The 13,693-nt window shown below is 38.7% G+C and carries 14 protein-coding genes and 1 pseudogene; all 15 read right to left on the reverse strand.

Translation table 11 applies throughout. The features are described 5' to 3' along the window. Positions 1–13: 13 nt before the first annotated feature. On the reverse strand, positions 14–541 hold the full coding sequence (gene hslV / locus JEM45_RS03640) for an ATP-dependent protease subunit HslV (RefSeq protein ID WP_035857275.1): 528 nt from the start codon (positions 539–541) through the stop codon (positions 14–16). Positions 542–545: 4 nt separating this feature from the next. Beyond that, the gene (gene xerA, locus JEM45_RS03645; RefSeq protein WP_255527067.1) at positions 546–1,427 is read right to left on the reverse strand and encodes a site-specific tyrosine recombinase/integron integrase; all 882 of its coding nucleotides are present in this window, start codon (positions 1,425–1,427) and stop codon (positions 546–548) included. 219 nt (positions 1,428–1,646) lie between these two features. After that, the gene (gene topA, locus JEM45_RS03650; RefSeq protein ID WP_198687828.1) at positions 1,647–3,710 is read right to left on the reverse strand and encodes a type I DNA topoisomerase; all 2,064 of its coding nucleotides are present in this window, start codon (positions 3,708–3,710) and stop codon (positions 1,647–1,649) included. A gap of 105 nt (positions 3,711–3,815) precedes the next feature. Beyond that, positions 3,816–4,604, reverse strand: a complete 789-nt coding sequence (gene dprA / locus JEM45_RS03655; protein ID WP_084145830.1) for a DNA-processing protein DprA — start codon at positions 4,602–4,604, stop codon at positions 3,816–3,818. Between the two features lie 160 nt (positions 4,605–4,764). Further along, positions 4,765–5,673, reverse strand: a complete 909-nt coding sequence (gene sucD, locus JEM45_RS03660; protein WP_026867590.1) for a succinate--CoA ligase subunit alpha — start codon at positions 5,671–5,673, stop codon at positions 4,765–4,767. Between the two features lie 17 nt (positions 5,674–5,690). Next, positions 5,691–6,863: pseudogene (gene sucC, locus JEM45_RS03665) on the reverse strand (ADP-forming succinate--CoA ligase subunit beta); the annotation flags it as partial. 126 nt (positions 6,864–6,989) lie between these two features. Beyond that, the gene (locus tag JEM45_RS03670; protein ID WP_198687830.1) at positions 6,990–7,736 is read right to left on the reverse strand and encodes a ribonuclease HII; all 747 of its coding nucleotides are present in this window, start codon (positions 7,734–7,736) and stop codon (positions 6,990–6,992) included. Positions 7,737–7,740: 4 nt separating this feature from the next. Next, on the reverse strand, positions 7,741–8,595 hold the full coding sequence (gene ylqF / locus JEM45_RS03675) for a ribosome biogenesis GTPase YlqF (protein ID WP_026867587.1): 855 nt from the start codon (positions 8,593–8,595) through the stop codon (positions 7,741–7,743). Between the two features lie 304 nt (positions 8,596–8,899). Then, complete coding sequence (locus tag JEM45_RS03680; protein ID WP_198687831.1) at positions 8,900–9,874, reverse strand: nuclease-related domain-containing protein; 975 nt, start codon at positions 9,872–9,874, stop codon at positions 8,900–8,902. Between the two features lie 156 nt (positions 9,875–10,030). Further along, positions 10,031–10,378 carry a 50S ribosomal protein L19 gene (gene rplS, locus JEM45_RS03685; protein WP_026867585.1) on the reverse strand — a complete coding sequence of 116 codons (348 nt, stop codon included), beginning with the start codon at positions 10,376–10,378 and terminating at the stop codon, positions 10,031–10,033. A gap of 143 nt (positions 10,379–10,521) precedes the next feature. Beyond that, the gene (gene trmD, locus JEM45_RS03690) at positions 10,522–11,190 is read right to left on the reverse strand and encodes a tRNA (guanosine(37)-N1)-methyltransferase TrmD (RefSeq protein WP_035857271.1); all 669 of its coding nucleotides are present in this window, start codon (positions 11,188–11,190) and stop codon (positions 10,522–10,524) included. Continuing rightward, positions 11,190–11,684 carry a ribosome maturation factor RimM gene (rimM, locus tag JEM45_RS03695; protein WP_198687832.1) on the reverse strand — a complete coding sequence of 165 codons (495 nt, stop codon included), beginning with the start codon at positions 11,682–11,684 and terminating at the stop codon, positions 11,190–11,192. The genes trmD and rimM overlap by 1 nt, the downstream gene beginning before the upstream one ends. Before the next feature lie 51 nt (positions 11,685–11,735). Continuing rightward, positions 11,736–11,963, reverse strand: coding sequence for a KH domain-containing protein (locus tag JEM45_RS03700; protein ID WP_198687833.1), 228 nt, complete (start codon positions 11,961–11,963; stop codon positions 11,736–11,738). Between the two features lie 5 nt (positions 11,964–11,968). Beyond that, the gene (gene rpsP, locus JEM45_RS03705) at positions 11,969–12,244 is read right to left on the reverse strand and encodes a 30S ribosomal protein S16 (RefSeq protein WP_026867582.1); all 276 of its coding nucleotides are present in this window, start codon (positions 12,242–12,244) and stop codon (positions 11,969–11,971) included. Between the two features lie 96 nt (positions 12,245–12,340). Next, positions 12,341–13,687: a signal recognition particle protein gene (gene ffh / locus JEM45_RS03710; protein ID WP_026867581.1), complete on the reverse strand. Its 1,347-nt coding sequence runs from the start codon at positions 13,685–13,687 to the stop codon at positions 12,341–12,343. Positions 13,688–13,693 lie beyond the last annotated feature (6 nt).

Here is a 13,693-nt window from a genome sequence, read left to right on the forward strand (position 1 = left end):
CTCACCTTTATATTTAGTCAATTGTTTCTACTATTATATTGCCATTTGTAAAGACACAAATCTCACTTGCCAGTTCCAAGCTTTCTTTGGCAATTGTTTTAGCATCTAGATGATCCCCGTATTTCACAAGCGCACGTCCAGCAGCAAGTGCATAGTTACCGCCAGAACCAATGGCCAATATACCATCATCTGGTTCGATGACCTCTCCTGTACCAGAGACTAGGAGAAGATTATCCTTATCCATCACAATGAGCATCGCTTCAAGTTGTCGCAGCATCTTATCCCCTCGCCAATCCTTAGCAAGTTCTACAGCAGCACGAGTTAAATTCCCATTATATTCATAGAGGTTCGCTTCAAATTTTTCAGATAGTGTAAACGCGTCGGCCACACTACCCGCAAATCCTGCAGCGACCTTGCCGTTGAATAGGCGTCTGACTTTCTTAGCTGTATGTTTCATAACAACCTGATTACCAAGCGTTACCTGACCGTCTCCAGCCATGGCGACTTGGCCCTTGTGTTTTAATGCAAATATCGTTGTCATCTTGTCACCTCTTCTTATTGCCCGGATGGGCATTTAAATATGTCGCTTTTATTTGTTCTGTCGTCACATGGGTATAGCGCTGAGTTGTCGATAAAGACTCATGACCTAAGAGGTCTTGTACAGCACGTAAATCTGCACCGTTATTTAATAGATGGGTTGCAAATGTGTGCCTGAAGGTGTGTGGGTGTACATCTAGATGTAAGGCACTTCTCTTAACAACCATATCAATAATGTGTCTTAAGCCACGTACAGTTAACTGACCTTGACGTTGGTTGATCCATATTGTATCGATTCCTTTAATGGGTGTAGAAAATTCATCAAGGTAGTCTTTAAGACTTTCACGTGTACTGTTGTTAAAAGGAACAACACGCCACTTTCGACCTTTCCCTAATACCTTGAGTGCTTGAGCAGTAAAATCAATGTCACTCAATTTTATGTTAATTAGCTCACTTGCCCTAATGCCCGTCGCATATAAGAGTTCGATGATTGCACGGTCTCTCAGATACATTTTGTGACCAGTGTCCATCGAGTCAAAAAGAGCATTAATCTCATTATCATACATAAAATCAGGTAACTGACTTTCTTTTTTAGGAAATGGTAAGTTAGAAAATGGGTTAATTTCAACAGCATCTCTATCTAATAAATAATTATAGTAGCTTCTAAGTGACGATATCTTTCTAGATACTGTCGCTTTTTTTAAGCCCCGGTCATATAGACTAGACAAATAGCTTCTAGCATCATCATATTTAAATTCTTTAACAGATAAATTCTCAGTCCATAAAAAAGTTATGAATTCATGAATATCATGATCATAACTTTTAATAGAATGGGGTGAAAAATTACGTTGAAATTCTAACATCTTAAGAAAATCTTTGACGTAAATAATAACCACCTCTATCTTTGTCTGAATTTTATCATAATTAAGAAAATATATCCAAATTATATGTCAGATGATTCGTTCCCATTAATTCCATTAGTAATTCTAAACCATTTGAATATAAATTGCACGAAATTGTACAAATATTTATAATTCAGCCACAAAGTAAAACAGTTCTAATTATTCAATTAAAAAAACCGTGATTCTATTAAGAATCACGGTAATCAATTAACTTGCATCTTCTGTGTAATCACAGTTGGTACATTTAACCTGTGCCTTCTGTCCTTTTTTCTTTTCAACTAAGTAGTGTTCGCACTTCGGACAGTTCCTGCCAATTGGGCGATCCCAAGAGACGAAATCACAATCAGGATATTTGTCACAACCGTAAAAGATTCGACCACGCTTAGATTTTCTTTCAACCACGTCGCCTTCCTTACATGTTGGGCAAGTCACACCAATCGATTTAACGATGGCTTTTGTATTGCGACATTCTGGGAAATTAGAGCATGCCATAAACTTACCATAACGGCCCATCTTGTATACCATTGGTGAACCACATTTTTCACAATCTTCACCAACGGGTTCGTCCTTGATTTCAATTTTCTCCATCTCTTCTTCTGCGCGTTCAACCTGAGGCTCGAAGCCTTTATAGAACTCATCGATGACTTGACGCCACTCTTTTTCGCCTTCTGCTACAGCATCTAGACTATCTTCCATATTTCGTGTAAAGGCAACATCGATAATATCAGGGAAGTATTCAACAACTTGCTCGTTGACAATTTCTCCAATTTCCGTAGGGATAAATCGCTTCTGATCCATTCTTACATAGTTACGCTTTTGAATCGTATCAATTGTCGGGGCATACGTTGATGGTCTACCAATACCTGACTCTTCTAAAGTCTTAACTAACCTCGCTTCTGTATATCTTGGTGGTGGTTGAGTAAAGTGCTGAGAAGGTTCAATTTTTTCTTCTGTTACCGTTTCACCCTCTTTTAATTCTGGTAAACGGTTATTTAAATCATCTTCAGCATCATCGGTGCCTTCAATATAAATTGTCATGAAACCTTTAAATTTAATTGTTTGTCCGGTACTTCTAAACAGCACACCATTATTACTCAAATCAACTTTTACCGTATCGAGCACTGCTGGTGCCATTTGACTCGCAATAAAACGATCCCAAATCAGTTTATATAGACGGTGTTGGTCACGGCTTAAATATTGCTTCATATTTTCAGGTGTACGATTAGCAGATGTTGGTCTCACGGCTTCGTGTGCATCTTGGGCTGCTTTTTTTTCCTTTTGCACGCCTGTATATTCTTTACCATAAGTATCATTAATAAGTTGGTAAGCTTCTGCTTTAGCTGAATCTGAGATACGTGTTGAGTCAGTTCTCATATAAGTAATCAGACCCACTGTACCTTCTTTTTTAATATCGATACCTTCATATAATTGCTGGGCGAGCATCATGGTCTTACGTGCCTTAAAGTTCAACTTACGTGCTGCTTCTTGTTGTAGAGAAGAAGTTGTGAATGGTTGTGCTGGGTAACGTTTCTTTTCTTTCTTCTCTACTTTTTCGATTAAATAATCCTTACCACTAAGCTCTTTTAATACGTTATCAACATCGGCTTTAGTTTTTAATTTCGTTTTTTCCTTATCTCTCTTTAACTTGTTAAACTTACCAGTAAACTTCGAACGCCCTGTCTTAAAGGTGCCTTCGATCGTCCAGTATTCTTCTGGAACAAAGTTTCTGATTTCATTTTCACGGTCGATAATTAGCTTAAGTGCGACTGATTGAACACGTCCTGCAGACAAACCTTTCTTAACTTTTTTCCATAGGACTGGAGAAATGTTATACCCTACCAGTCTATCTAAAATGCGTCTAGCCTGCTGGGCATCGACCAATTGCATATCTATTTCATTCGGGCTTTTAAAACTTTCTTTAACCGCATCTTTAGTAATCTCATTGAAGACGACTCGGTAATAATCATTATTATCACCAAGGGCATGACTGAGATGCCATGCGATTGCTTCTCCTTCTCTGTCGGGGTCACTTGCGAGAAATACTTTCTTCGCTTTTTTAGCTTCTTTCTTTAAATCTTTTAGTAAGGGGCCCTTACCTCGTATAGTTATATATTTTGGTTCATAGTTATTTTCTGTGTCGATTCCAGTTTGACTACGTGGTAAATCTCTCACGTGTCCCATAGATGCGACAACTTTATATCGTTTACCGAGGTACTTTTCAATCGTTTTTGCTTTCGCGGGTGATTCCACGATCACTAAATTGTCTGCCACACTCACGACCTCCATTCGTTATTATCCACTCAAGTCCAAATGATACACAGATAAATTTTACTTTGTCAATTAAAATAATTCTAATCACGTTCTATAAGTGACAATTTAATTGTAATCTAAAAGTATATCATCAGCACTCAAAACAAGCATTGCACCGTCTTTTATTCTCAAATTTGTACCTCTTGAAAAGTCAGAGGTAATATTTCCTGGTAGGCAATAGCCATTTCTATTTTCATCTAATGCCATCTCTAAAGTTATCAAACTTCCACTTTTCTCTTCAGCTTCCGTCACTAAAACACCCTTAGCACAACCTGCAATAATTCTATTTCTAGCTATAAATCTCCATTTTTCAATCTTTGTACCTGGTGGATATTCACTGATTGTTAAATGTTCCTTTTCCATCAGAGCACGTACTTTTTCAGTTGTTTTAGGGTAATGAATATCATGGCCAAATGCAAGCACGCCAATAGTCTTTAAATCATTCTTGATTGCGATACTGTGTGCCATTTCATCAGCTCCATATGCCAGACCTGAAATAATTGTAATATCCTTTAGTTTTGGAAGAATATCTAGTAGAGCATTTTTCGTATAAAGCGTCGCCTTTCTACTCCCTACTACCCCTAACATATCTGTTTGTAACAAATTGATGTTACCTCTGTAATATATAATGTAAGGAAAATCATAAATTTCTTTTAGGAGTTGTGGATATTTCCTATGTTTATAGGTCATGAAATTCACATTGAATGACTGTAGTTTACCTAATATTTCCTCACGATTTAAAGATTTTGCATAGGCTAATTTTTTACTTAAATCAGGCTTAATATATTCATGGTTTGTTATGGATAAAAATTCTTTTGCAGTCACCCCAGCGTACGATAAAAGTAATAGATCCACATGTTTCCTCCTGACAAATATTATCCCCTATATTATAGTAGAAAATTGTCTCATTTTACTTTTCAATTTACTGACAAACACTACCATAAAAATACAAAAAAGAGCGGTAATCCATGATGATTACCGCTCTTTTAAATCACTTAACTGATTTATATTTCATTTATTTTACTGTTAGACATTTTTCGTATAAACCGTCTTCTTTCTTGATACGGTTGATTAATGTTTCACCAATTTCAGATGGTGTATCAGCAGTTTCAATTCCACATTCGTTCATGATGCGGATTTTTTCATCTGCTGTACCTTTACCGCCAGAAATAATCGCACCAGCGTGGCCCATACGTTTTCCTGGAGGGGCAGTTTGACCACCGATGAATCCAACAACAGGTTTAGTCATGTTGTCACGAACCCATTCAGCAGCTTCTTCTTCTGCAGTACCACCGATTTCACCGATCATAACGACAGCGTATGTTTCTGGATCTTCATTGAACGCTTTAAGTACGTCGATGAAGTTAGTACCGTTAACAGGGTCCCCACCAATACCGACAGCCGTTGTTTGACCAACGCCTTCTTCAGATAACTGATGAACCGCTTCATATGTTAATGTACCAGAACGTGAAACTACACCAACATGTCCTTTTTTGTGAATATAACCAGGCATGATACCAATCTTAGTTTCATCAGCAGTGATGACACCTGGACAGTTTGGTCCGATTAAACGTGTATTCTTATCTTCTAAATAACGGACAACTTTAACCATGTCTAAAACAGGAATGTGCTCAGTGATACAAATCACTAATTCAATTTCTGAATCCGCAGCTTCCATAATAGAGTCTGCAGCAAATGGAGCTGGTACGTATACTACAGAAACTGTTGCGCCAGTTTCTTTTTTAGCTTCTTCTACTGTGTTAAATACAGGTACACCTTCAACTTCTTGTCCACCTTTACCAGGTGTAACACCAGCAACGATTTGAGTACCATACTCTAACATTTGCTTAGTGTGGAAGAGTGCTGTTGAACCAGTAATACCTTGAACAATTACTTTCGTATTTTTATCAACAAATACAGCCACAATATATTCCTCCGTTATTATTTATTTTCGTTAACAGCAGCGATAATCTTTTCTGCACCTTCAGCCATAGTACTAGCTGGAGTAATTGCAAGACCAGATTCTGCTAGAATTTTCTTACCTTCTTCAACATTCGTACCTTCTAAGCGTACGACTAAAGGAATTTCTAGACCAACGTTGTTTACAGCTTCTACAACACCTTGTGCAATTACGTCACAACGCATGATTCCTCCAAAGATGTTTACAAAGATTCCTTCAACTGATTTGTCACTTAAGATAAGTTTGAATGCTTCAGTAACTTTCTCAGCAGTCGCGCCGCCCCCTACGTCAAGGAAGTTGGCTGGTTTACCACCGAAGTGGTTGATTGTATCCATAGTTGCCATCGCAAGACCTGCACCATTTACCATGCAACCTATATTACCATCAAGTGCGATGTAAGCAAGGTCGTGTTTTGATGCTTCAATTTCTTTTTCATCTTCCTCGTCGAAGTCACGTAATTCAACAACATCTTTGTGTCTGAATAGTGAGTTCGCGTCGAAGTTTACTTTAGCATCAAGCGCGATTACTTCACCATCACCTGTAGTTACAAGTGGGTTAATTTCCATAATTGATGCGTCTTTACTGATGAACACATCGTAGAGTGAAAGCATTAATTTAGCAGCTTTGTTTACTGAACCTGTTGGAATATTGATATTAAAAGCGAGTCTCTTCGCTTGGAATGGTAGTAATCCAACTGCAGGATCTATAACTTCTTTGAAAATCTTTTCAGGAGTTTTTTCTGCAACTTCTTCGATTTCCGTTCCGCCTTCTTCAGAACCCATTAATGTAACGCGGTTCGTCGCGCGGTCGATAACGAAACCTAAGTAGTATTCGCTGTCGATATCGCAACCTTCTTCAATAAGAAGACGCTTGATTTCAGTACCATCTGGACCGTTTTGATGAGTCACTAATACTTTACCAAGTAGTTCCTCAGCATATGCTTTAACCTCATCTAACGATTTAGCGATTTTTACACCGCCAGCTTTGCCACGGCCACCTGCGTGGATTTGAGCTTTTACTACATAGACATCTGAATCAAGTGTTTTTGCAACTTCAACTGCTTCATCAGGTGTAAGTGCAACGCCGCCATCAGGCACGTTTACACCCATAGAGCGAAAAATTTCTTTTCCTTGATACTCATGGATATTCATGGTTTTCCTCCTAAGACTTTTTAATAAAGCTTACATTCTCAATTATAAGAAAATTGATGTAGATTGTAAACTTTCAAATCCTTCTCCTTATTATTTTATATGTAATAAGTTACTCAAAAACGAAATAGCTTAAAAATGGCTCTTAATCGGTTCAAAAGAACGTCTATGAATACTACATGCTCCATAATTTTTCAGCCCTTCGAGATGGTCTTTCGTCCCGTATCCCATATTCTTTTCAAAGGCGTAATCAGGATATCTTTTTGCATGCTGAATCATCATTTCATCACGCGTCGTTTTAGCAATAATAGAAGCTGCTGCAATAGAATTAGAAATCGCATCCCCTTTAATGAGTGATGTTTGTTCAATACCATTATCCAGGGTCATCGCATCGATGAGAAGATGCTCTGGGGTGTGTTTCAAATTTTTTACAGCCCTGTCCATTGCGAGTTTGGTCGCTTCGTAAATGTTGAACGTATCAATCTCCTCAACAGTTGCTACACCGATACCATAGTCCGCATATTTCATAATCTCTTCACGTAGCGCTGCACGTTTTTTTGCTGGGATTTTCTTTGAATCATCAAGGCCTAAGAAATCATGTTCTAAAGGGAGAATCACTGCTGCTGCAACAACCTCCCCTGCAAGTGGACCTCGCCCCGCTTCATCAATGCCTGCAATGATCTTGCCGTAGTGCTGGTTTTCGTATCGCATCATTTCTTTATACTTTTCAATTAATTCGACTTCTTTTTGAAGTGTGCGAGCCCTTGATTTAAGCGCGTTTTGAACCCCTTTTCTTTCATCTAAATGAAATTCAGAGGCCGCTAAATCGTCCAGGGTTTTTATCTTGTTGAGGGCTAATTTTATATCTGAAATCTTCATTAGATTAGTTATCCTCCGGGAAGTCGAACGTCATGAGGTCAATCTTAGCGTCTCTGGTATCGTAAATGACACGTTCTGTGACGCGCTCATAGTCGATTTCGTTTCCGCTCATTTTGAAACCGCGAGACTGTCCGATAGCATCGAAAATTTCGACGATTTCTGAGTCTTCGTCTATATTGATATTATAAAATTTGTTCAGAGCCTTTAGATGGTGTGCTTGCATAAATTTTAAGGCGAAGATTGCCACTTCATCTAGGTTAACCACATTGTCTTTGATCGCACCTGTAAGTGATAATTTTAAGCCTACCGTCTCATCTTCAAACTTTGGCCAAAGTACGCCTGGGGTATCTAAGAGTTCCATCTTACCTCCAGCTTTGATCCATTGTTGAGCCTTTGTCACACCTGGTGTATTTCCTGTTTTCGCAACTTTTTTCTTTGCAATATTGTTGATAATCGTTGACTTTCCAACATTCGGGATCCCGACGATCATTGCACGAATGGCGCGTGGATTGATGCCCTTACGTTCCATTCTCTCAAAAATTTCTTTAGTCGCTTCTACGACGACACCTTCAATTTTCTTTAAAATATTAGGCTCCTTACCATTTATTGCAACAGGATAAAGTCCCTCTGCCTTATAGTGATTCATCCAGCGGTCTGTTTCACTTTGACTCGCCATATCTTTCTTATTTAAAATAATGACTCTCGGCTTTTCACCAATAACTTGGTCCAGCATCGGGTTTTGTGATGCATATGGAATCCTCGCATCTAAAATTTCGATGACAACATCTACTTTTTTTAAACTTTCCTCGATTTGCCTACGTGCTTTTGCCATATGTCCAGGGAACCAATTAATCGACATACTTTTCCCTCCGTTTTCTTCATTTCATGTCCTTTATTTTATCATTTTTTTAGCTTACGCGCCTTGATTGATTGGGCGCTCGAGAGTATTTCCGTTTGTGCGCCAACGGCGCTCTCTCATTGGCGTGTATTTCTGTTTGCGCGCCAACGGCGCTCTCTCATTGGCGCGTATTTCCATTTGCGCGCCAACGGCGCTCTCTCATTGGCGCGTATTTCCATTTGCGCGCCAACAGCGTCTGCTCATTGGCGCGTATTTCTGTTTGCGCGCCAACGGTGCTCTCTCATTGGCGCACATCGTAGATCACCTAATCTATTCTATCCTTATATCGTATATTTCTAGGTTGTTTCGACATCGCATCTTCGAAATCGTAGTATTTAAATTTATAACTCGTCGATTTATAAATTCCCTCTCGATCACAATACTTAGCCAACAATCTTTGAACAGAACGCTTGCTGAACTTATAATTTGTAAATTCCATCATACGATTTGTTGTCATCGGCAATTTTCCGAACAAGTATTTATAGTCACTAATTGCACGGACAAAATGAGTTTCTTTGGTTTCATATGAGCCACAGGATGAACACCTAAAATGAAATCGCTCAGAATCGACCTCAAACCCGGCGCATTCACTACAGTAGATACCGTGACGGACGTCATCAAAGTCGACTGCTGATTTGAAGTAGGGATTGACAACGATATGTTCAGTAATCACTTCACAAATTTCCCGAGCGAAATTTCCGCTAAAACTGTTCTTAAAACGAGCTAAGTATCGTCTCAAATTACTTCTAATTATAATATTTTGTTTCAAGGACTCATCGGCAATAATTAAAGTACATTCTTCATTAGGAAATATTAACTTGCCACTGACTTTAAATTGTAAATCGGACGATAAAGATAATCGTCTCATCTTACCAATAGCACGACGCAGCTGTGCGAATGGATCGTCGGGTAACTCAAAATTTCCTTTTGCCCAGCTGTCATCACTTACGGTATAAGTCCCGCTAAAGTTTTTAATTTCGTTGACGACGACACCTTCTTCGGTAACGATTAAACTATCGTACTGAGTGGTGCTGTCTTCAATGTTCAAATAGACATCTCTATAAATATATGAATTATCATGACCAACTTCATTAAAGATATTGTCATAGATACATTCACCTTCATAACCTCTCCGAAGATTTTCTAACTGATTGTGGTTTTTATCATCTAATTTTGAGCGGCTAAACATAGCTTCCATGTGCAAAAGTTCAGAGGGACGATGACGTTCTGTTATGAACAATACTTAACCTCCATTTTTCATTTACATATCATTTATACAACATTATTTAACGTTTGACCATATGTATTAGAGGCATTTCCTCTTTCGCTTAAAAACAGAAATTTTCCCAACAAAAAAACCAAACCTCGGCTGAGGTTTGGTTTTCTTAAAGCATTATTAGCGGATTTCTCTAATACGTGCAGCTTTACCACGTAGGTTACGTAGGTAGTAAAGTTTAGCACGACGAACGCGTCCGCGACGTGAAACTTCGATTTTTTCGATTTTTGGCGTGTGAATTGGGAATGTACGCTCAACACCAACACCGTAAGATACTTTACGGACTGTGAATGTTTCTGAGATTCCACCACCGCGGCGTTTGATTACAACACCTTCGAATAGCTGGATTCTTTCGCGATCTCCCTCAACGATACGTACGTGAACTTTTACAGTGTCTCCTGGTTTGAAATCAGGAATATCAGTTTTTAACTGATCTTTGACAATAGAATTTAATAATTCTTGTGACATATTATATCTTCTCCATTCTTCCAGTTATCTTGCCGACGAACTTTGGCAGCGGATGACTGTGATATTTACGTGTATTTACACTCGTATTATATTACCATACAAGCGGTGACCATTCAATCACTTTTAGAAATAAAATTAACTTTTTACTCCCCTAGTAAATCAGGGCGTCTTTCTCTCGTGCGTTTTAAACTTTCAGCTTGTCGCCACTCTTCAATCAACTTGTGATTACCGCTTAATAGAACATCGGGTACCTTCATACCGCGGTACTCTCTAGGTCTAGTGTAATGCGGATGTTCAAGCATTCCTGTAGAGAACGAATCTTCTTGATGACTTTTTTCATTACTTAATACATCTGGAATTAGACGTACGATTGCATCTGTCATCGTCATAGAAGCAAGTTCGCCTCCGGTTAATACGTAGTCACCGATTGACACTTCGTCTGTAACAAGTGAGCGTATGCGTTCATCATAGCCTTCGTAATGGCCATTGATGAAAACAATATTCTCTTCATGAGCCAGCTCTTCCGCTAATTTTTGATCAAAGGGTTTACCTTGAGGACACATTAAAATCACGCGCTTGTTTTCTAACTCTAAACTGTCCATGGCATTGAAGACAGGCTCTGGTTTTAAAACCATACCTGCACCACCGCCGTACGGATAATCATCGACTTTGTTATGTTTATCATTTGAGAAATCTCTAAAGTTAATGAGGTGATAATTCACAATGCCTTTGTCCTCAGCACGTTTTAAAATAGATGTTCCTAGGACCCCTTGGTACATTTCAGGAAACAAGGTTAAATAATAAATATCCATTAGTCTAACAATCCTTCAAGTGGTGTAATTTCAATAATACCTTTATCGAGGTCTACTGTCTGAACAACTTGCTCGATATAAGGAATCAAATATTCCTTATCGCCCTCTATCACCCAAACATCATTTGCTCCAGTGAACATGACATCTTTAACCGTCCCAAGCGTCTGATTATCATCCAAGTTAATGACCTTTAATCCGATGATATCTTTTACGTGGAACTCGTGTTCGTCTAGTGTTAAGTCATCTGCATTTTCATCGATAAAAACTGTTTCACCCTTTAAGTGCAGAATATCATTCATATTACTCACACCTTCAAAGGTTAGTAAGTGAAAATTTTTATGTTTACGGTAAGATTTTATTGTGTAGGTCTCACCTTTAATCTCAACTGTTTCACCGCTTATGAAACGGTCTTCTAAGAAGTCAGAATCACTCATGATTTTAACTTCACCTTTAACGCCGTGAAAATTGACTAATTTACCAATTTTAATGCTCAAGATATACACCTCTTAGTAAAAAATAAAAGACACACTAGAAAAGTGTGTCTCTTAATGCAAATCAACAAACACTTTCTTTGATGCATCTCTTTCAGCATTTGACATGATGACACGAATCGCCTTAATTGTACGACCGCCTCGACCGATTACACGACCTGCATCGGCTTCATGAACACTGATTTTGTACGAAATCTTCGCTGGCGTATCTTCCGTTGTAATAACGAGCGCCTCCGGATAATCTAGCATCGGTTCAAGAATTGTTTGAAGTAATTTGTCCATAGGAATTATTTCCCGAATTTAGCGTTGTGGAACTGTTCCATAATGCCTTTGTCACTGAAAATATTTCTTACAGTGTCGCTTGGTTTAGCACCTTTTTGTAACCAATCAAGCGCTTTGTCGTTGTCTAAAACAACGTTATCTTCAGATTTTGAAACCGGGTTGTATGAACCGATTTGCTCGATGATTCTACCATCTCTTGGGCTGCGTGCATCTGCAACAACGATACGGTAGAAAGGATTTCTTTTAGAACCCATACGAGTTAATCTAATTTTTACTGCCATGTTTGAAAACTCCTCTCTTTACTATCTTTTCGACTTATATATCATAACAAATCAAAATAAATGTGTAAAGAGTTTTTTCTTTACACATTTATTTTTTTAGAATGGTAAGCCCATATTACCAAACGGATTCTTACCTTTTTTCTTGCCACTTGTCATTTGTTTCATCATTTTCTTCATGTCGTTAAACTGTTTTAAGAGGCGGTTAATTTCCTGTAAGGAACGTCCAGAACCTCTAGATATACGTTTTTTACGACTCGCATTCAGCTTTTCAGGGTGCTCTCTTTCTTCTAGAGTCATCGAACGTATAATCGCTTGTACGTGATCGATTTCCTTGCCGCTGAACTGCATTTTATCTAGTCCTTTTATCTTGTTGGCACCAGGCATCATCTTCAATAGTTCATCTAATGGTCCAAGTGTTTTCACCTGATCCATTTGTCCAAGGAAGTCATCGAGTGTGAATGATGAATCTTTCAACTTTTTCTCAAGTGCTTTTTGTTCATCTTCATTGATATTATCCTGTGCTTTTTCGATGATTGACAGTACGTCACCCATGCCGAGAATACGAGATGCCATACGTTCAGGGTGGAAGGCTTCTAAGCCGTCCATCTTCTCAGAGACACCGATGAATTTAATTGGTTTTTCTGTGACTGAACGAATGGAAAGTGCGGCACCACCACGTGTGTCGCCGTCGAGTTTAGTTAAAGTTACACCTGTAATGTCCAGTAAATCGTTAAAGCTCTCGGCAACATTGACCGCATCTTGACCGGTCATTGAGTCGACGACGAGCATGATTTCGTTCGGATTAGCAATTTCCTTAACATTTTTCAATTCATTCATCAGTGCTTCATCAATATGCAGACGACCCGCAGTATCAATGATGACTGTATCTAAGTGTTCTTCTTTAGCATGAGCCAAGGCACGTTCTGTAATTTCTTCAGGTTTGACTTGATCACCAAGTGAAAAGACTGGGATATCAATCTGCTTCCCTACAGTTTCTAACTGGTCTATAGCAGCTGGTCTGTAAATATCACCAGCAACTAAGAGTGGCTTTTTGTTATGTTTTTTACGTAAATGAAGTGCGAGCTTACCAGCCGTTGTTGTTTTACCTGCCCCTTGTAAGCCGACCATCATGATAACTGTTGGTGGTTTGTTGGCCATGTTAATCCGTTGGTTTTCTCCACCCATCAACGCTGTCAATTCTTCTTGTACAATTTTAATGACCTGTTGGCCAGGTGTTAAGCTCTGCATAACATCTGAGCCTAAGGCACGTTCTTTAACATCATTGATGAACTGTTTGACTACTTTGAAGTTAACATCTGCTTCAAGTAAAGCCAGTCTTACTTCACGCATCATTACTTTGACGTCGGATTCGGTTACTTTACCTTTACCCTTAATACGGTCCATTGTGGACTGCAGTCGTTCTCCAAGTCCTTCAAATGCCATGTATGT

The sequence above is a fragment of the Jeotgalicoccus sp. ATCC 8456 genome (genome assembly GCF_016313225.1).
Lineage (GTDB): Bacteria > Bacillota > Bacilli > Staphylococcales > Salinicoccaceae > Jeotgalicoccus > Jeotgalicoccus marinus.